The following is a 19,169-nucleotide window of genomic DNA, read 5'->3' on the forward strand; positions in this document are numbered from 1 at the left end:
ACCGGCACCGCACCCGCGACCGGCACCGCACACGCGACCGGCACCGCGACCGGCACCGCGACCGGCGCCGCGACCGGCGCCGCGACCGGCACCGGGCAGGGGACCGGCACCGCGACCGGCACCGCGACCGGCACCGCGACTGGCACGCCGACCGGCACCGCGACCGGGACCGCGGGCGGTGCCCTGCGCCCGGACCTGGGGTGCGTGCCCTGGCGGCCGACCGTGATGATCACCGTGCCCCTGGGCACCGTGCTGGGCGGGGACGGGCCGGCGCACCTGGCCGGGTACGGACCCATCGACGCCGCCACCGCCCGCCACCTGCTCGCCCAGGCCGCCAGCTTCACCCGACTGCTGACCGACCCCCTCACCGGCGCCGTCACCGACGCCGACCGCACCACCTACGCCGTCACCGGCGCCCGCCGCCGCTGGCTGCAGACCCGCGACGAGCACTGCCGCTTCCCCGGCTGCCGCCGCACCGCCACCACCTGCGACCTGGACCACACCCGGGCCTGGGCCGACGGCGGCTGCTCCGACCCCACCAACCTCGCCCACCTGTGCCGCCACCACCACCGCCTCAAGCACCACGGCCGCTGGACCGCCCACCAACACCCCGACGGCACCCTGCGATGGACCTCCCCCACCGGCCGCACCCCCCACTCCCACCCCGCCTACCCACCCGACCCGCCCCCGAGGCCCACGCCGGACGCCACCGCGCCCGCGCCCGCGCCGCCCGACGACGGGCCACCACCCTTCTGACGCCGTCGACGGGTCCGACGCGCTGCACCCACGCGACGGTCGGACCGATGGCTCGGCCTCCGTGGGGACGAGGCGGCGCAAGCACCTGCGGGTGGCACCTCGGCGGCGGCGCGACCCGCGCACGCAACCGGGAGGCGGCAGGTACACCTGCGCGAGGGGTTGGTGCGTGGTCGGCACCTGCGCGAGGGGCTGGTGCGTGGTCGGCACCTGCGCGAGGGGTTGGTGCGTGGTCGGCACCTGCGCGAGGACATGGTCGGCGGCCTGCATCGGCGCGCTGGGCCTGTCGGTGATGGCGTGGGTGGGCGCGCCGGGCGGTCGCGGGCCCGTGCCGGACGCGACGCCCTGGTCGTCGGGACTGCGCCTCCGGGACGACGCGGTCGTGGGCCCTGCGCCTCCGGGACGACGCGGTCGTGGGCCCTGCGACAGCGTGAGGACCTGGTCGTGAGCCCTACGTCCGCGCGACGACCTCGTCGCGGGGCCCCACGCCGGGCGGCGACCCCGTCAGCGGCGGCACAGGGTGGCGCCGGGCGGGCGGTCGCTCTCCGCCACGGAGCGTGCTGGGCCCCGCCCGGGTGCTCGCGTCGACGGACCGCTCCCGCTCGAGCGCTGATCCGGCACGACGCTCGCGCTCGTCGCCTGGTCCGGCGCGCGACGCGTCGTGGGTCGGGGCAGAACCCGTCCGCCGGTGACCGTAGGGTCGGCGCGTGACCCGCTGGCTCTCCGACCGCGAGATGGCGGCCTGGCTGCCGTTCCAGGCGGTGGTCGAGCGGCTCCCGGGGACCCTGGACGGGCAGCTGCGGCAGGACTCCGGGCTGACCCACGTCGAGTACATGGTCCTCGCCATGCTGTCGGAGGCACCCGGACGGACGCTGCGCATGACCGCCCTCGCCGCCCGGACGAACGCGACGCCGCCCCGGCTCTCGCACGTGGTGCGTCGCCTGGAGGACCGGGACCTCGTCACCCGCGCCCCCTCGCCGGGGGACGGGCGCGCCGTCGACGCCACGCTCACCGAGGCGGGCTGGGACCTCGTCGTCCGGGCCGCGCCCGGGCACGTGGAGCAGGTCCGCCGGTCGGTGCTCGACCCCCTCACGCCGGACCAGGTGGACCGCCTCGGGGAGATCGCCTCGGCGCTGCTCGCGGTGCTCGACCCCCACGGCGCCGCGGCCCTGCCGCCGGTGCCCGCGACCGACGCCGGCCCGTCGTGTGCTGTCGAGCCGGGCTCGGACCGCGCCCCGTCCTAGGACCTGGAGTGCGACGCGAACGGCCCGGCGCCCCCGAGGGGGTGCCGGGCCGGTGCGGTGCGCGGGGAGGGGGCGGTGGATCAGCGGCGCAGGACGCGGCGGGCCAGCAGGTTGCCGACGAGCTGCGCGATCTGCACGACGACGACGATGACGGCGACGGCCGTCCACGTCGCCACGTAGTTGAACCGCTGGTAGCCGTAGACGATCGCGAAGTCGCCGAGCCCGCCGCCCGCGACGGCCCCGGCCATGGCGGACATGTCGACGATCGCGACGAAGAGGAACGTGTAGCCGAGGATGAGCGGCCCCAGGGCCTCGGGCACGACGACGGTCGCGATGATGCGCAGCGGCCCCGCGCCCATGGCGCGCGCCGCCTCGACGACGCCCGGGTCGAGGGCCACGAGGTTCTGCTCGACGATCCGTGAGGTGCCGAAGGTCGCCATGATCGTCATGGGGAAGATGACGGCGTTCGTGCCGTAGCTCGCCCCGGTGACGGCGATGGTCAGCGGCAGGATGCCGGTGATGAAGATGATGAACGGGATCGGCCGGACGATGTTCACCAGCACGTTGAGCACCGCGTTGACCGGCCGGTTCGCGAACAGGTTGCCCTGCCGCGTCGTGTAGAGCGCCAGGCCGAGGAGCAGCCCCGCGAACCCGCCGACGAGCAGCGTCACGACCACCATCTGGAGCGTCTGCCCCAGCGACTCCAGCAGCTCCGGCCACAGGCTCACGCCACCGCTGTTCACGCGGTCACCCCCTCGTGCGCGCCGCCGCCGGTGCCGGCGGTGGGCCCCTCGTCGTGCAGGACCACCTCGGTGCGGCGCGCGAGCTCCGCGACGACCGCGTCCACGTCGGCGTCCGCGCCGACGAGCTCGTACGTCAGCGACCCCAGCGGCCGCGACCCGACCTCCGTGATGCCGCCGAACACGACCGTCCCGTCCACGCCGTGCTGCCGCAGCAGCGCCGTGACCGGGACGCCGCCGGTGGTCTCGTCCTCGCGCACCGCGACCGTGACGATCCGCCCCGGGTGGCGCCGGCGCAGGCGGGCGACGACGTCCGGGCTCGGCCGGTCGTGCAGCGCCGTGCCGACGAACCGCCGCGTGACCTCCCGCTGCGGCCGGGCGAACACGTCGTACACGTCCCCGGCCTCGACGACCTTGCCGTGCTCCATGACCGCGACCCGGTGGCACAGGTAGGAGACGACCGACATCTCGTGCGTGATGACGACGATGGTCACCCCGAGCTCGAGGTTGATCCGCCGCAGCAGGTCGAGCACGTCGCGGGTGGTCTCGGGGTCGAGCGCGCTGGTGGCCTCGTCGGCCAGGAGCAGCGCCGGCGAGGTGGCCAGCGCCCGCGCGATTCCCACGCGCTGCTTCTGCCCGCCCGAGAGCTGGTCCGGGTACTGCCGCGCCTTGTCGGACAGGCCCACGAACTCGAGCAGCTCGGCCACCCGCGCCAGCCGCTTCGCCTTCGGCCAGCCGGCGACCTTGAGCGGGTAGGCGACGTTGCCCGCGACCGTGCGCGACCGCAGGAGGTTGAACTGCTGGAAGATGAAGCCGATGCCGGCCCGCGCCGGGCGCAGCCCCCGCTCGGGCAGACCCGTCAGGGTGGTGCCGTCGACGACGACCTCGCCGCCCGTGGGGGACTCCAGCGCGTTGATGAGCCGCACGAGCGTGCTCTTGCCGGCGCCGGAGTAGCCGATGATGCCGAACACCTCGCCACGGGCGATGTCGAGGCTGACGCCGTCGACGGCCCGGACGGTGCCGGACCGTCCCTCGTACACCTTCGACACGTCGCGCAGGCGCACCATGGGCGTCGCGGTGGCGGTCGTCGAGGTCATGCGCACCGTCCTGGGGGAGAGGGGACGGCGCCGGCGGGGGACCGCCGGCGCCGTCGGAGAGGATGACCCGGGCGGGTCAGGCCTGCTCGGCGACGAGGCCCTGCAGCTCGTCGAGCTCGGCCTGCAGCTCCTCCGGCGTGAGCTCCTGCTCCACCGCGGTGCCCTTGTTCTCCTCGAGGAGCTGACCGATGACGTCCTCCTCGTGGTACAGCTCGATGATCCGCTCGTACACGGGGTTGTCGGCGTCCTCGGCGCGCGCCACCCAGATGTTCACGTACGGGCGGGCCGTCGCGGTGTCCTCGAGGTCGGAGTAGATCGCCGTCGTCGGGTCGATGTCCGCGTCCGCCGCGAAGTTGTTGTTGATGATCGCGCCGTCGAGGCTCTGCAGCTGCACGGCGGTCTGGTTCGCGTCGACCGGGACCACCGTCACGCGCGAGGCGGCCTCGTCGATCTCGGCCGGCGTCGACAGGGCGTTGCCGCCGTCGACGAGGCTGATGAGCCCGGCCGACTGGAGCACGAGCAGTGCCCGCGCCTGGTTCGTCGCGTCGTTCGGGATCGCGATCTCGGCGCCCTCGGGGATGTCGTCGGGCGTCGCGTAGCCCTTCGTCGTGTAGAGGCCGAGCTGGTAGATGACCGTGGAGCCGATGGGCGTCAGGTCGTCGTCGGTGCTCTCGTTGTAGTTCGCGAGGAAGAGCAGGTGCTGGAACTGGTTGAGCTCCAGGCCGCCCTGGCTGAGGGCCGGGTTGGGCTGCTGGTAGTCCGTGAAGTTCTCGAGCTCGAGGTCGATGCCCTCGGCGGCGGCCTTCTCGACGAGCGTGCCCCAGTAGGCCTTCGACTCGTCGGTGACGCCGACGCGCACGGTGACGCGGTTCTCGGCGTCGGCGGAGGTGGGTGCCGCCGCGGGCGTGCCGCTCGAGCACGCGGCCAGGGCCGTCAGCGCCAGGGCGGAGATCGTGGCGAGGAGCCTGCGCGTCATGGTGGTGGTGCCTCTCGGGTTCTGCGACCGGGGTCGGTCCGTGGGGCCGCCCGGCACGGGTGCGCGCCGGGACGGGGTCAGGCGAGGGAGGGGTCGTGCGGGGAGGGGGTGCGGCGGCCGTGCGACGGCCGGCACGGGCCACGCCGTGCCGCGCGGGGGCGGCCCAGCGGGCCGCGGGGGCACCCGGACCGGGCCCGTCCCCGGGGGGACGGGTGCGGCGCCGGGTCAGCGCATCCGGCGACAGCGACAGGGGTCGACGCGGCCGGCGGGCGCCGTCGCGGCCGCACGGGCACGGCGCACGACGGCGCGGTGCTCGGCGGTGGCGGGGCTGCGCACGGGGGTCTCCTGTCGGTGGCGGACGGCTGCACGGTACCAGCGTGACCACTGGGTGGGACGCGCGTCTCAGCGAGGGGCGGCGTGACGTTGCTCGCGCCCCTCGCCCTCGTCCACGGCCGGCGCACAGCGGCGCCACACGGGGGTGACACCTGCGCTGCCGACCATCGCGCCATGACGACACCGACCCCCGGCCCCGACGGCCCCCCCGCGCCCGCCGGCGCCCCCGCACCGCCCTCCCCACCGCCCTCCGCCGGTCCGCCGCGTGCCCGTCGCCGCCGCGCCCGCGCCGGGTGGCTCGCCGGGGGCCTGGCCCTCCTGCTCGCGACGGGCGGGGGGTCGGCGTGGGCCCTGGACCGCTTCGTCGTCGACCACGTGGTCGTCGCGGACGTCGACGCCTACGCCGCCGCCCAGGCCGCGGCGGGCTCGACGAGCACGACGACGACCTCCGGCACCACCACGACGGGCACCGTCGAGGGCCTGACCTACACCTCCGACGAGGCGACGATCGACATCGGCACGGTGACCACCGGCTCCGGCGACGAGACCGTCACGTACTACGTGGCCGACGTGGTCCTCTCCGACGCCACCGTGCTGCAGTCGGCCTTCGCGAACGACCAGTTCGGCACGAACATCACGCAGACGACCTCGCAGATCGCGGCGGCGAACGGCGCCGTCCTCGCCATCAACGGCGACTACTACGGGTTCCGCGACACGGGCATCGTCATCCGCAACGGCGTCGTCTACCGCGACGAGGGCGCACGCCAGGGACTCGCGTTCTACCTCGACGGCCACGTGGAGGTCTACGACGAGACGACGACGACCGCCGCCGAGCTCGTCGCCGCCGGCGCCTGGAACACCCTGTCGTTCGGCCCGGCGGTCGTCGAGGACGGCGCGGTCGCCGAGGGCCTCGAGGACTACGAGGTCGACACGAACGTCGGCAACCACTCGATCCAGGGCGACCAGCCCCGCACCCTCGTCGGCGTCGTCGACGACGACCACCTGCTGCTGGTCGTCGTCGACGGGCGCAGCCCCGGCTACAGCGCCGGCGTCACGCTCACGGAGGCGGCGCAGATCATGCTCGACCTCGGCGCCACGACGGCCTACAACATCGACGGGGGCGGCTCGTCGACGATGGTGTTCGACGGCGCCGTGGTGAACGACCCGCTGGGCAGGGGCGAGGAACGCGGCACCTCCGACATCCTCTACATCGCCGGGACGACCTCGTGATCGTCCTCGTCCCGGCGTACGGGCCCGACGAGCGCCTCGTGCGGCTCGTCGCGGACCTGCGGGCGGGGGCGCCGGACGTCGGCGTGGTGGTCGTCGACGACGGCAGCGGGCCGGAGCACCAGCCCCTGTTCGAGGCCGCGCGGGCCCTCGGCGCCGCGATCGTGCGCCACCCCCGCAACCTCGGCAAGGGCCGGGCGCTGCGCACGGGCGTCGCGCACGTGCTCGCCGCGCACCCCGGGCAGGACGTCGTGTGCGCCGACGCCGACGGCCAGCACGCGGTCCCCGACGTCCTCGCGGTGGGCGACGCCGTCGCGGCGACGGGCGCCACCGTCCTCGGGGTGCGCCGCTTCACCGGCGACGTGCCCCTGCGCAGCCGCGCCGGGAACGCCGTGACGCGGGCGGCGTTCCGCCTCGTCACCGGGCGCGCGGTCACCGACACCCAGACCGGGCTGCGGGGCTACCCCGCGGGCACCCTCCCGTGGCTGCTCACCGTGCCCGGGGACCGGTTCGAGTACGAGCTGCACCTGCTGCTCGCCGCGGGCCGCGCCGGCCAGGACCTGCGCGAGGTGCCGATCCGCACGATCTACCTCGAGGGCAACCGGTCCTCGCACTTCCGCCCCCTCGTCGACTCGCTGCGCGTCTGGACGCCCCTGGTGCGGTTCGCGGCGTCGTCGCTGCTCGCCTTCGCGGTCGACACCGTCGCGCTGCTCGTGCTGCACGCCCTCACGGGGGCGCTCCTGCCGTCGGTCGTGGCGGCGCGCCTGCTGAGCGGTGGGCTGAACTTCGCCGTGAACCGCGAGCGGGTCTTCGTCCGGCCGGACGGGGTCCGGCGCCCCCTCGGGCCCGCGCTCCTGCGGTACGCGGCGCTGGCCGTGGCGCTGCTCGCGGCCGGCTCCGCGCTCCTCGTCGTGCTGACGGACGTCGGGCTGCCGCTCCTCGTCGGGAAGGTGCTCACGGAGGTGCTGCTCGTCGTCGCGAGCTACGCGGTCCAACGGCGTAGCGTGTTCGGCAGGACGCACAGCGCGGGCACAGACACCGCTCAGGTCGTCCCGGAGGAGGGGCGCGATCCTCGTGCGCATGACCACCGACACCGTGCCGCCGACGTCCCCCGCCCGCCGCGAGTCCCTCACCCGTCCTGACGGGACGCCGGTCCGGGCCCTCGTCGTCGACGACGAGCCGTCGCTGGGCGACCTGCTCTCGACCGTGCTGCGCTACGAGGGCTGGGCCGTGGAGACGGCGCTCACCGGCCACGCCGCGGTGCGGGCGGCCAAGGCGTCCCGGCCCGACGTCGTCGTCCTGGACGTCATGCTCCCCGACCTCACCGGCCTGGAGGTGCTGCGCCGCATCCGCGCCACGCAGCCGGACGTGCCCGTGCTGTTCCTCACCGCCAAGGACGCCGTCGAGGACCGCGTCGCCGGGCTCACCGCCGGCGGTGACGACTACGTGACGAAGCCCTTCAGCCTCGAGGAGGTCGTCGCCCGGCTGCGCGGCCTGCTGCGCCGCAGCGGGGCGACCGCCGCCGCCGAGGAGAGCGTGCTGGCCGTGGGCGACCTGCGGATGGACGAGGACTCGCACGAGGTGTCCCGCGCCGGTGTCGACATCCGCCTCACCGCGACGGAGTTCGAGCTCCTGCGCTTCTTCATGCGCAACCCGCGACGCGTGCTGTCCAAGGCGCAGATCCTCGACCGCGTCTGGCAGTACGACTTCGGCGGCCAGGCGAACATCGTGGAGCTGTACGTGTCGTACCTGCGGCGCAAGATCGACAAGGGGCGCGCCCCGATGCTGCACACGCTGCGCGGCGTCGGCTACATGCTCAAGGCCGCCGACGGCGAGGGGGCGTGACCGGGGCGTCCGCCGACGCGCCGGACCGGACCCGACGGCTGCGGTGGACCCCGCGCCTGCGGTGGACCCCGCGCCTGCGGTGGACCCCGCGCCTGCGGTGGACCCTGCGGCGTCGCCTCGTCGTCCTCGTGCTCACGCTCCTCGCGCTCACGACGGCGGGGATGGCGGTGGCCTCCACGGTCGCGCTGCGGAGCCAGCTCGTCGGGCAGCTCGACCGCCAGCTCGACGAGGCCAGCGCCCGCGCGACCGACGCCGGGCAGGGCCCGCGCCCGGAGCCCCCCGACGGCGGCGGCGACGTCCCCGAGGACCGTCCTCAGGGGTTCCGCGTCCCCGGCCTGGGGGAGGAGGGCGCCCTCTTCCTCGAGAGGCGGGACGGCGCGGTCGACGCGGAGGTCATCGTCGACAACGCCTACGTGCCGCTGACCCAGGACCAGAACGCCGCCCTGGAGGACCTGCCGGCCGACGGGCGGCCCCGCACGGTGGACCTCGACGCGCTCGGGACGTACCGGGTCGTCGCGGCGCAGGGGGCCGACGGGGCCCTCGTCGTGACCGGGCTCCCCCTCGCCGACGTGTCCGAGACCGTGCAGCGGTACGTGCTCGTCGAGGTGCTCGTGCTCCTCGTCGGGGTGGCGCTGGCCGCCGTCGGGGCGCAGGTGCTCGTGCGGCGCGAGATGCGGCCGCTGGAACGCGTCGCCGCCACCGCCACGCGCGTCGCCGAGATGCCCCTGCACCAGGGCGAGGTGACGCTCTCCGTGCGCGTGCCGCCGCAGGACGCCGACGCCGCGACCGAGGTCGGCCAGGTCGGCCGGGCCCTCAACACGCTGCTGGGCAGCGTCGAGGGCGCGCTCGCGGCCCGGCAGCGCAGCGAGACGCAGGTGCGGCAGTTCGTCGCCGACGCCTCGCACGAGCTGCGCACGCCCCTGGCCTCCATCCGCGGCTACGCCGAGCTCGTCCGGCGCATGGAGGAGGAGCTGCCGGCCGACGCCGTGCGCGCCCTCGAGCGCGTGGAGTCCGAGGGCCGGCGCATGACGACACTGGTGGAGGACCTGCTGCTGCTCGCCCGCCTCGACGCGGGGCGGCCCCTCGCCGACGACGAGGTGGACCTCACCGCGCTCGCCGTCGACGCGGTGTCCGACGCGCACGTCGCCGGTCGCGACCACGTCTGGCGGCTCGACCTGCCCGGGGCCGACGACGGGGAGGCCGACCTCGACCTCGGCCCGCCGCTCGTGCGGGGCGACGAGGACCGCCTGCGCCAGGTGCTGGTCAACCTGCTCGCCAACGCCCGCGTCCACACGCCCGCGGGCACCACCGTGACCACGTCCGTGCGGCCCGGGCCGGACGGCACCGTCGAGCTGCGCGTCGCCGACGACGGCCCCGGCATCGCGCCCGCGCTCCTGCCGCACCTCTTCGGGCGCTTCACGCGCGGGGACCACTCCCGCACCCGTGGCACGGGGTCGAGCGGCCTCGGGCTGGCGATCGTCGACGCCGTCGTGCAGGCGCACGGCGGGCGCATCGCCGTGACGAGCGCCCCCGGGGCGACGGTCTTCACCGTCACCCTGCCCGCCGCGGGCTGAGGGGCGGGTCGTGCCCCCGTGACCCGAGGCCCCCCGCGACACCCCTGAAGAGACGCTGCACCGGTGGTGCGGCACGCCGTGCGGACCCCCCGCCGCACGGCGTGCCCCACGACCGGTGCAGCGTCCGTCTACGTGCGGGTCGCCGGCGGGCGCCGGCAGGCGCTCACATGCGGCGCACAGGGTGGGCCGGAGGGCGGCACAGGGCCGGCGCCGAGGGTCAGGTCGTCGCCCGACCGACCCGCACACCCCTGGAGCACCGATGACCGCCCTCGCCCCCTTCGCCCTCGACCTCGTCGCCATCACCCTCCTGACCTTCGGCGTGTACTTCCCCCGCCACCGTCGCCGCGACCTCGTCGTCGCGTACCTCGGCGTGAACGTCGGCGTGCTCGTCGTGGCCGCGACGCTCGCGACGAGCACCGTCGGCGCCGGCGTCGGGCTCGGCCTCTTCGGGGTGCTGTCGATCATCCGGCTGCGCTCCACGGAGCTGGGCCAGCGGGAGGTCGCCTACTACTTCTCGGCGCTGGCGCTCGGGCTGCTCGGCGGCCTGTCGGTGCTGGCGCTACCCGTCACGGCCGCGCTCATGGCGCTCGTGCTCGCGGTCCTGTGGGTCGGCGACCACCCCCGCCTGCTCGCCCGCCACCGCACCCTGCTCGTGCACCTCGACGTGGCGATCACGGACGAGACGGCCCTCGTCGCCGACCTGGAGCGGCGCCTCGGCGCCCGGGTGCACGCCGTCGGCGTGGTGAAGGTCGACCTCGTGCTCGAGACGACCCTCGTCGAGGTGCGGTACGAGGTGGCGCGGCGGCGGGGAGGCCGTGCCGCGCGCCCCGCCCGGGGCGCCGTCGACGGCGGAGTCCGCCCCGCGGCGCCGGGCGAGGCGACGACGCCGCCGGGGGAGACCGTCGTCCCGCAGGTCTCGCCATCGGCCGTGCCGTCGGTCGTCGTCGCGACCGCCTCCGTGCCCGTGCGGGTGCTGCGGTGACCGCCGGCCCCCTCGCCGCCGCCCTCGCGGGGCTCGCGCCGGCCGACCTCGTCGAGCTGACGGAGCGGGCGGCCCTGCTCACCCGCGTGGACCGCAAGTACGTGCTCCCGCTCGCCGACGCCCGGCTCCTGCTCGCCGACCTCGCCGCCACCGGCGCGGCCCGCGTCCTCGAGATCGACGGCGCCCGCCTCTTCCGCTACGCCTCCGTCTACTTCGACACCCCGGACCTCACGTCCTACCACCTCGCCGCCCACCGCCGCCCCGTGCGCTGGAAGGTGCGGACCCGCACCTACCTCGACGCCGGCCAGTGCTGGCTCGAGGTGAAGACGCGCGACCGCCGCGGCCGCACCGTCAAGCACCGGCACGGGTACGACCCCGCGGACGGCGCGGCGCTCACCGGGGAGGGGGCCGGCTTCGTCGACGCGGTGCTCGGCGGGCTCGGCGTCCCGCAGCCGCCCACCGCGGCGCTCGTCCCCACCCTCGTGACCCGCTACGGCCGCAGCACCCTCCTCCTGCCCGACGACGACAGCCGCGTGACCGTCGACACCGGCCTCGTGTGCGCCGGGGGCGACGGGGGGCGCGGCGACGGGCCCGTCCTGCACCTGCCCGACGGGGTCGTCGTCGAGACGAAGACCCTCGGCCGTCCCTCCGCCGCAGACCGCCTGCTCTGGGCGCTCGGCCACCGCCCCGTGGCCGTCTCGAAGTTCGCCACCGGGCTCGCGGCCCTCCACCCCGAGCTGCCCGCCACCCGCTGGCGGCCCGTCCTGCGGCGGCACTTCGCGGTCCCGCCGCCCGGCACCCCCTCTCCCTCCTGCACGACCCCGCGCACCACCGACCCGACCTGGAGCACCTCATGAAGCGCCCGCACCGCCTCCTCGCCCTGCCCGTGGCCCTCACGCTCGCCGTCCTGGCCGCCTGCTCCCCGACGACCGACGCCGCGACGTCCCCGTCGACGAGCACGACGACCATGGACGGCTCGACCACCGACGCCTCGGCCGCCACGACGGAGGTCGCCACGACCGACAACGCCGTCGACCACGACGACCCCGCCGACCACGAGTGGGACGCCGCGACCGAGGTCGCCGTGAGCCTGGAGGGCACCACGGCGACGAGCAGCGGCGACGGGGTCGCCGTCGACGGCAGCACGGTCACGATCACGGCGGCCGGCACCTACCGCCTCAGCGGCACGCTCGCCGGGCAGGTCGTCGTCGACACGGCGGACGGCGGCCTCGTGCGCCTCGTCCTCGACGACGCGGAGATCACCAGCGCGACCACGAGCGCGATCGCGGTCATGAACGCCGAGGAGGCGATGGTCGTCCTCGCCGACGGCAGCACCAACGTCCTCGAGGACGCGTCGACGTACGCAGACCCCGACGCGACGACGGACGAGCCGAACGCGGCCCTGTTCAGCGCCGCCGACCTCACGATCACCGGCGAGGGCTCCCTCTCCGTGACCGGCAGCAGCAACGACGGCATCGCCTCGAAGGACGGGCTCGTCATCACCGCCGGCGCGATCACGGTCGACGCCGTCGACGACGGCATCCGCGGCAAGGACTACGTCGTGGTCGAGGGCGGCGCGCTCGTCGTGACCGCCGGCGGGGACGGCGTGAAGTCCGACGACGAGGAGGACGCGACGCAGGGCTACGTCCTGCTGAGCGCCGGCAGCCTCACGGTCACGGCCGGGGGCGACGGGATCGACGCGGCCACGGACGCGGTCGTCACCGGCGGCGAGCTCTCCGTCGTCGCGGGCGGCGGCAGCGGCGGGACCGTCACGGAGGACGTCTCGACGAAGGGCGTCAAGGGCACGGTGAGCGTCGTCGTCGCCGGCGGCACGCTCGACGTGGACTCCGCCGACGACGCCCTGCACTCGAACGGCGCGGTGACCGTGTCCGCCGGCACGCTGACGCTGGCCTCCTCCGACGACGGCGTCCACGCCGACACCACGCTGGCCGTCTCGGGCGGCACCCTCACCGTCACCCGGGCCTACGAGGGCCTCGAGGGCACGACGGTCGAGCTGAGCGGCGGGGACGTGGACCTGACCACGAGCGACGACGGCGTCAACGCCGGCGGCGGCGCGGACGGCTCCGGCACCGGGGGCCCCGGCGGCGCGGGGGACGGCGGCATGCGCGGCACGCGCCCGGGGACGGACACCTCCGGCACGGCCACGGACACCGCCACCGGCACGGCCACCGGCACCTCGGCGGTCGTCGAGCAGACGGCCACGACCACCACGACCACCACGACCGCGACCCCCTCCGTGACGATCTCGGGCGGGACCCTCGTCGTCGACGCCGAGGGCGACGGCCTCGACTCCAACGGCACCCTCACGATCACGGGCGGCACGACCGTGGTCGACGGCCCCGTCTCGCAGGGCAACGGCGCGCTCGACGCGAACAGCGGGCTGACGGTCACCGGTGGCGTGCTCGTCGCGACCGACGGCGGCTCCATGTCCGAGAGCCCCGAGGCCACCTCGGCGCAGGCGTGGGTCGGCTTCGGCCTCGGCGGGACGCTGCCGGCGGGCACGGTGCTGCACCTCGTCGCCGACGACGACACCGTGGTGGCGTCCGTCGAGCTCGGCAAGGACGCGGCCACCCTCGTCGTGTCCTCGCCGGACCTCGTCGCGGGGCGGACCTACACCGCGTACGAGGGCGGCACGGTCACGGCGACCGTGGGCGGGTGGGGCACCGACGGCTCCCCGGACGGCGCGACCGAGCTCGGCACGGTGACCGCCTCGGGCGCCTGAGCCGCCCGTGCGCGGGGGCCGCGGAAGCGGACGCCGGCGCCGCCGCCCGGGAGGGTCCACCCGGACGAGCGGCGCCGGCCACCTCCCGTTCCGGCCCCCGACCTGGCATGGTGGTCGGCGACGATCCGGCGCCGGGCGTCCGCGCGCCGGCGGACGTCCACGTCCGCCGGCCGAGGGACGACGGTGGGTGGAGGCGCGATGAGCACGGAGCCCGCCGCCCTCGTGCACCCCGGCTTCCCCCGGTTCGCCGACGCGGCGGGCGCGGTGCTGGCCGACCTGCAGGCGCGTGTCGGGCTGCGGCTGTGGATGGTGACCCGGCAGGTCGGCGGCGACCAGGTGGTGCTCGCCTGGCGCGAGTCCTCCGACGGCTACGGCATCGGCGACGGCTCCGTGCTCGACTGGGGCGGCTCCCTCTGCGCGGCGATGGTCGCCGAGCTCGGCCCGAGCATCGCGCCCCGCGTCGCGGACGTGCCGGCCTTCGCGGGCGCCCCCGTCCGGCGCTCCGCGGCCGTCGAGGCGTACGTCGGCGTCCCCCTCGTGGAGCCCGACGGCGGCCTGTTCGGCACGCTGTGCGCCTTCGACCCGGAGCCGCAGCCGGACACCCTGCGCGAGCACGAGGACCTCGTCCGCCTCCAGGCCCGCCTGCTGTCCACGGTGCTGGCGCTCGAGCTGGACCGCGAGGTGCTGCGCCGCCGCGCCGAGCAGGCGGAGCAGGAGGCCACGACCGACGCCCTCACCGGCGTGGGGAACCGGCGCGGGTGGGACCGCGTCCTGGCCGCCGAGGAGGCGCGGTGCCGCCGCTACGCGCACCCGGCCTGCGTCGTCGCGGTCGACGTCGACCGGCTCAAGGCCGTCAACGACGGGCAGGGTCACTTCGCGGGCGACACGCTCCTGCGCCGGTGCGCCGCCGTGCTCGCCGGCGCCGTCCGCGCCACGGACCACGTCGCCCGCCTGGGGGGCGACGAGTTCGCCGTCCTGGCGGTCGAGACGGACGAGGCCGGCGGCCTCGTCGAGGTCGAGCGGCTGCGGGCGGCCCTCGACGCCGCGGGGGTCGCGGCGACGGTGGGCCTGGGGTCGCGCACCTCCGCCGGCACGCTGGAGCTCGCGTGGCAGGCCGCGGACGCGGACCTCTACCGCCGCAAGCGCGCCCGCGCCGGCTGAGCCGCCCAGGCCGCCCAGGCCGCTCGGGCCCGGTCGGGCCCGTTCAGGCCCGCCGGGCGGCGCCCTTCGTCGCGTACATCCGCTCGTCGGCGGCGTGCAGCAGCTCGTCGAAGCCCGTGCCGTCCTCGGGGCACGCGGCGACGCCGATGGAGCAGCGGACCCGGACCGGACCCCGGGACGTCACCACGGGCTCCGACAGCAAGTCGGCGAGCTCGCGCGCGACCCGCTCGCCCTCCTCGCGCGCCCCCTCCCGGTCCAGGGCGGGCAGGACGACGAGGAACTCGTCCCCGCCGAGCCGGGCGACGAGGTCGCCGCGGCGCAGCCGGCCCTGGAGCCGGGCGGCGAGCGTCTGCAGCAGCTCGTCGCCGACGGCGTGGCCGTGCGCGTCGTTGACCGCCTTGAACCCGTCGAGGTCGAGGTACAGCACCGCCGCCCCCGTGCCGGTGACCTGGGCCTGCAGCACGGCCGCCTCGAGGGCCTCCGCCAGCCTCCGCCGGTTGAGCAGCCCCGTGAGCGGGTCGTGGAAGGCCAGGCGCTCGACCTCGCCGAGGTACGCCCGGGCGCGCTCGCGCTCCTCCCGCAGCCGCTGCTCCGCGTGCACCCGGTCGGTCACGTCGTTCTGGACGCCGATGTACTGCACGAGGCGGCCGCTCTCGTCGAAGACGGGCGCGACGTACACCTCGTTCCACCACGGGGTCCGCTCCGGCCCGCGGTGGTTGAGCAGCGTCTCGCGGGCCTCGCGCCCCTCGACGATCGCGGCCCGCAGCCGGGCGATCGCCTCGGGGTCGGTGTCGGGGCCCTGGAGGAAGCGGCAGTTGCGGCCGAGCGCCTCCTCCGCCCGCAGCCCGGCGAGGCGCTCGAAGGCGGTGTTGACGTAGACGAGCGGCTGGTCGGGGCGCGTCACGTCGCTGATGGTCACGCCGTTGCCCGTGGCGGAGAGGGCGCGCCGCAGCGTGGGCTCGGGGTCGCTGGCCCGGTCGGCCCGGGGTGCGGCGGCGGGCCGCCCGGCGTCGGCGGCCGCGGGGAGGGCCGGCGCGACGAGGCGCACGGCGTCCTGCGGCAGCACCCGCGACATCAGGGCCTGCGCCGCGTCCGCGACGACCTCGCGGTCGTAGGTGAGCGCGAACTCGAAGAGGCGCTCGCGGTCGGGGCCGATGCTGCCGAGGTCCCGGGCGAGCAGGGCGGCGGAGAAGTGGGGGGCGAGCACGGTGATGTCCCACTCGCCGCGGACGGGGTCGTCGTCGTGCAGGTGCGCCCCGCGCACCCCGGCGACGGGCTCGACCGGCAGCCCCTCGCCGAGGGCCGCGACGAAGCCGACGCGCTCGACGAGCTCGCGGTACCGGTGCGCGGTCGCGGGCGTGAAGTGCCGTGCCTCCTGGAAGGTGGCGGCCACCGTGCAGGTGGACCCCAGGCGCACGGCCTCGCGCTCCAGGTGCTTGCTCACCTCGATGAGCAGCGCCTTCGACGAGCGGCGCAGCGGGGTGCCGGGCGGGAGGCAGGCGAACGGGGAGGCGTGCTCGCGCACCTGCGGCGGGGTGCGCAGCGCGAGGGGCGCGGTCGGCAGGCCGGGGGCGAGCCCGTCGGAGGGGTGGCCGAACAGCCAGCCCTGCCCGAGCCGGGCGCCGAGCGCGAGCGCGGTGGCGAGGTGGCGCTCGTCCTCGATGCCCTCGGCCAGCACGACCGTCCCCGAACGCTCCGCCTCCGCGTTGACGGCGTTCATGATCTCGGCGAGCGCGGGCCCGGGACGCTGCTGGACGAGCCGCAGGTCGAGCTTGACCACGTCGGGCCGCAGCAGCGGCATGAAGGCGAGCGAGAGGTCGTCGGCGCCGACGTCGTCGAGCGCGATCCGCCAGCCGGCGCCGCGCAGGCGCTGCACCGTGGCGAGCAGCTCCGCCGGGCGGGCGGCGATGGCGCGCTCCGTGATCTCGAGGACGACCTGCAGGTCGCGGGGCGCGGACGCCGCGATGGCGAGCAGCTCCTCCAGCGGCGCGGTGTCCAGCACCTCGGGCTCGACGTTGACGAAGAGCGTGAGGGGCGCGAGCACCCCGGCGGTGATGGCCGTGCGCAGCGCGGTGCGGCGGCACAGCTCGTCGAGCTCGCGCAGCCGGTCCTCCGCGCGCGCCGCGGCGAACAGCAGGTCGGGGCGCTCGAGGGCGCCGGCCGGGCCCCGGCTGAGGGCCTCGTAGGCCACCACGGACCCGGAGTCGAGCTCCACGATGGGCTGGAACACGGTGCGGACGGTGCCGTGGGTCAGCACCTCGTCGATCGTCGTCATGCCTGCCTGCCTGAGGTCCGGGCGGACGCGCGACCCCGGGCTCGACGCGCGTGCGACCCCCTCATCGACGGGGCGGGCCGGGCCCTGAGGCGGCCGTGGCCGACCACCCGGTCGGCGTACGACGACGGCGCCGCACGATCCCCCCTGCGGATCGCGCGGCGCCGTCGGCCGGGCCCGCGCCCCCTGCGGGGCCCGGCGGGCGGCCGGGCTCCCCCCGGATCGGCCGCCGGTGACCAGCCTGCCCCCTGGTCCCCCCGGACGGGACCGGGGGGACCCCCTATCCCCACCCCTAGGTTTGGCTCACCCGTCCGGGGTGGGGCCGGGGTGGGGGCCGGGGTCCCTGCGGCTCAGCGGGTCGCGATCGCGAAGCTGTACGTGCCCCTGTGGACGGCGTCGTTGTCGCCGGCCTTGACCGTCACCGTGTAGGTCCCGCTCGCGGTGAGGGTGGGCAGGTCGCTGTCGTAGCCGAGCCACTTCGTGAGGACGACCTTGCCCGTGGGGTCGGTCACCGTCGCGGTGCCGTACCCGGAGGTGGCGTGCCCGTCGCCAGGCTCGCGGTGACGCCGGCCGTCGCGCTGGCGAAGGAGAGGGTGTCGGTGCCCGCGCCGCCGTCGACGGTGTCGTTCCCGACCCCGCCGTCGACGACGTCCGCGCCGTCGCCGCCGCAGACCGTGTCGTTCCCGCCGCCGCCGGAGACCGTGTCGTTCCCGGCGCCCGCGTCGATGACGTCGTCGCCGGCGGTGCCGGTGAGGGTCTCGGAGGCGGCGGTGCCCGTGACCGTGACGGTCTTCCCGAGGCAGGTCGTCGCCGCGTGGGCGGTCCCGACGCCGAGCGGCGCCAGGGTGAGGGCGAGGGTCGCGGTGAGGAGCGCGGCGGTGCGCGTCCGGGCCGAGGCCGACGAGGCGGGCAGGGGGGACGGGGCGGCCGTCCGGCGGTGGGGCGCGGGACGGTCCCGGCGCGCGGTGCTGGTGTGCATGGTGCCGAGCGTGGCGGCCGGGGGCGGGGCGGCGGATCGGGGACTCCCCCCTACGTCCCCCCCGACGATCCGGGACGGATCGGGCGCCGGGCCGGGTCGCGCGTGCCCACGACGGTGGCGAGCGCCGCCGTGGCGGCGGCCGCCGCCGCCACCGTGAGGGGCACCAGGGCCGCGACCGGGAGCACGGGGGACGGGTCGACCGCCTGACCGGTGAGCAGGCGCAGGGACAGCGGGCCGACGACGAGGGCGGCCGTCAGCAGGCCCACGGCGAGCCCGCCCGCCGCGGCGAGGGCCGTCGTGGGCACGAGCTCGCCGAGCGCGACGCGCACGAGGGCGCCACGGGGCAGGCCGAGCGTGCCGAGCCGCGCGAGGGTCGCGCGCCGCTCGGGTGCCCCGGCGGCGACGACGAGCACCACCGCCAGCGCGAGCAGCACCGCCAGGGCCGCCGTCGACCCCCGGACGAGCACCGCCGTGCCCCGGACCAGCGGGGCGGCCCGACGCTCGGCGAGCAGCGTGCCGCGCGCGAGCGCCTCGACCTCCCCCGGCCCGCCGGCGGCGGCCGCCCGCGCCGCCGCCCCCGCCCCGGGCCCGGCGAGCCAGACCGTGGTGGGCTCCACGGCCTGGCCGGACGCCTCCGCGAGGGCGGCGGCGTCGACGAGCAGCGCCAGCGGGGCGTCGGCCACGAGGACGGGCAGGTCGCCGACCGCCCGCAGCGCCACGCGGGCGCCGGCCGTGCCCAGGCGCAGGTCCGTGGTCCCCAGGTCACGGACCGACGCGGTGACGAGGGCCGGGAGGGCGGCGCCGTCCCCGGGGCCGGGCACGGGCAGCGCGACGTCGGGGGCGGCGGTGGCCCGGGTCAGGGCGGCGAAGGCCGCGCTGTCCACCGCGACGACCCGGCCGCGCCGCCCCCAGCCCTCGCCGCGCAGCTGCACCCCGTCCTCGACACGTCCGGCGGCCGCCGCGACGACCCCCGGCGCGTCGGCGGCGGCCTCCGGACCGGCGAGCAGGCGGGCCGGCAGCGGCGCACCGGACCCACCCGTCCCGCCGGGGACCGACCGGACCCGGGCGTCGCCGGGCAGCGCCGCCCAGGCGCCGGCCTCCTGGCCCGCCGCCACCGTCGCGCCGACCACGAGCCCGAGCGTCGCGAGCCCGGTGAGGGCCGCGACCGCGACCGCGGGCAGGGCCGCACGGGCACCCTCCGCGGCGCGGGCCGCCGCGAGGAGCGGCAGGGCGCCCCGCGCCC

At 76.7% G+C, this 19,169-nt stretch carries 17 protein-coding genes; 10 read left to right on the forward strand and 7 right to left on the reverse strand.

The genetic code is table 11. The features are described 5' to 3' along the window. The coding region (locus tag EJA20_RS14865) for an HNH endonuclease signature motif containing protein (RefSeq protein WP_205687525.1) at positions 1-756 on the forward strand (756 nt) is incomplete at its 5' end. A 731-nt stretch (positions 757-1,487) separates the two neighbouring features. Then, positions 1,488-1,997 carry a MarR family winged helix-turn-helix transcriptional regulator gene (locus EJA20_RS14870; RefSeq protein WP_129339294.1) on the forward strand — a complete coding sequence of 170 codons (510 nt, stop codon included), beginning with the start codon at positions 1,488-1,490 and terminating at the stop codon, positions 1,995-1,997. An 80-nt stretch (positions 1,998-2,077) separates the two neighbouring features. Here the strand turns inward: EJA20_RS14870 and EJA20_RS14875 are convergent, their stop codons facing one another. The 3 genes from EJA20_RS14875 to EJA20_RS14885 all read right to left on the reverse strand — a co-directional run bounded on the left by EJA20_RS14875 (position 2,078) and on the right by EJA20_RS14885 (position 4,810). Further along, positions 2,078-2,740 (reverse strand): methionine ABC transporter permease, encoded by a 663-nt coding sequence (locus tag EJA20_RS14875; RefSeq protein WP_129339282.1) that lies wholly within the window; start codon positions 2,738-2,740, stop codon positions 2,078-2,080. After that, the gene (locus EJA20_RS14880) at positions 2,737-3,834 is read right to left on the reverse strand and encodes a methionine ABC transporter ATP-binding protein (protein ID WP_129339283.1); all 1,098 of its coding nucleotides are present in this window, start codon (positions 3,832-3,834) and stop codon (positions 2,737-2,739) included. Before EJA20_RS14880 ends, EJA20_RS14875 begins: the two co-directional genes overlap by 4 nt. A 76-nt stretch (positions 3,835-3,910) precedes the next feature. Beyond that, positions 3,911-4,810, reverse strand: a complete 900-nt coding sequence (locus tag EJA20_RS14885) for a MetQ/NlpA family ABC transporter substrate-binding protein (protein WP_129339284.1) — start codon at positions 4,808-4,810, stop codon at positions 3,911-3,913. A gap of 507 nt (positions 4,811-5,317) precedes the next feature. Between EJA20_RS14885 and EJA20_RS14890 the strand changes: the two genes are divergently transcribed. The 8 genes from EJA20_RS14890 to EJA20_RS14925 all read left to right on the forward strand — a co-directional run bounded on the left by EJA20_RS14890 (position 5,318) and on the right by EJA20_RS14925 (position 14,675). Continuing rightward, complete coding sequence (locus tag EJA20_RS14890; RefSeq protein ID WP_129339285.1) at positions 5,318-6,373, forward strand: phosphodiester glycosidase family protein; 1,056 nt, start codon at positions 5,318-5,320, stop codon at positions 6,371-6,373. Further along, a complete protein-coding gene (locus EJA20_RS14895; protein ID WP_129339286.1) occupies positions 6,370-7,512 on the forward strand; it encodes a glycosyltransferase in 1,143 nt (380 codons plus the stop codon). The genes EJA20_RS14890 and EJA20_RS14895 overlap by 4 nt, the downstream gene beginning before the upstream one ends. Continuing rightward, positions 7,451-8,215, forward strand: coding sequence for a response regulator transcription factor (locus tag EJA20_RS14900; RefSeq protein WP_129339287.1), 765 nt, complete (start codon positions 7,451-7,453; stop codon positions 8,213-8,215). The genes EJA20_RS14895 and EJA20_RS14900 overlap by 62 nt, the downstream gene beginning before the upstream one ends. Next, on the forward strand, positions 8,212-9,789 hold the full coding sequence (locus tag EJA20_RS14905; protein ID WP_240675533.1) for a sensor histidine kinase: 1,578 nt from the start codon (positions 8,212-8,214) through the stop codon (positions 9,787-9,789). Before EJA20_RS14900 ends, EJA20_RS14905 begins: the two co-directional genes overlap by 4 nt. Positions 9,790-10,048: 259 nt before the next feature. Beyond that, positions 10,049-10,771, forward strand: coding sequence for a DUF4956 domain-containing protein (locus EJA20_RS14910; protein WP_129339288.1), 723 nt, complete (start codon positions 10,049-10,051; stop codon positions 10,769-10,771). Beyond that, on the forward strand, positions 10,768-11,628 hold the full coding sequence (locus tag EJA20_RS14915) for a polyphosphate polymerase domain-containing protein (RefSeq protein WP_129339289.1): 861 nt from the start codon (positions 10,768-10,770) through the stop codon (positions 11,626-11,628). The genes EJA20_RS14910 and EJA20_RS14915 overlap by 4 nt, the downstream gene beginning before the upstream one ends. After that, entirely contained in the window at positions 11,625-13,514 is a 1,890-nt protein-coding gene (locus EJA20_RS14920) for a carbohydrate-binding domain-containing protein (RefSeq protein WP_129339290.1), read from the forward strand. Before EJA20_RS14915 ends, EJA20_RS14920 begins: the two co-directional genes overlap by 4 nt. Positions 13,515-13,712: 198 nt before the next feature. After that, positions 13,713-14,675: a sensor domain-containing diguanylate cyclase gene (locus EJA20_RS14925; protein WP_129339291.1), complete on the forward strand. Its 963-nt coding sequence runs from the start codon at positions 13,713-13,715 to the stop codon at positions 14,673-14,675. Between the two features lie 43 nt (positions 14,676-14,718). Here EJA20_RS14925 and EJA20_RS14930 read toward each other — a convergent pair whose 3' ends face one another. The 4 genes from EJA20_RS14930 to EJA20_RS18805 form a co-directional block, all read right to left on the reverse strand. Beyond that, on the reverse strand, positions 14,719-16,950 hold the full coding sequence (locus EJA20_RS14930) for a diguanylate cyclase domain-containing protein (protein ID WP_129339292.1): 2,232 nt from the start codon (positions 16,948-16,950) through the stop codon (positions 14,719-14,721). Positions 16,951-17,297: 347 nt separating this feature from the next. Next, the gene (locus EJA20_RS18800) at positions 17,298-17,459 is read right to left on the reverse strand and encodes a hypothetical protein (RefSeq protein WP_164984005.1); all 162 of its coding nucleotides are present in this window, start codon (positions 17,457-17,459) and stop codon (positions 17,298-17,300) included. Then, positions 17,456-17,926: a calcium-binding protein gene (locus EJA20_RS14935; protein WP_129339293.1), complete on the reverse strand. Its 471-nt coding sequence runs from the start codon at positions 17,924-17,926 to the stop codon at positions 17,456-17,458. The genes EJA20_RS18800 and EJA20_RS14935 overlap by 4 nt, the downstream gene beginning before the upstream one ends. A gap of 50 nt (positions 17,927-17,976) precedes the next feature. After that, positions 17,977-19,169 (reverse strand): hypothetical protein (locus tag EJA20_RS18805; RefSeq protein ID WP_205687526.1); only part of this gene is annotated, 1,193 nt, incomplete at its 5' end.

Origin of the sequence: Cellulomonas endophytica (assembly GCF_004123805.1) — a bacterium.
In the GTDB taxonomy this organism is placed as follows: domain Bacteria; phylum Actinomycetota; class Actinomycetes; order Actinomycetales; family Cellulomonadaceae; genus Cellulomonas; species Cellulomonas endophytica.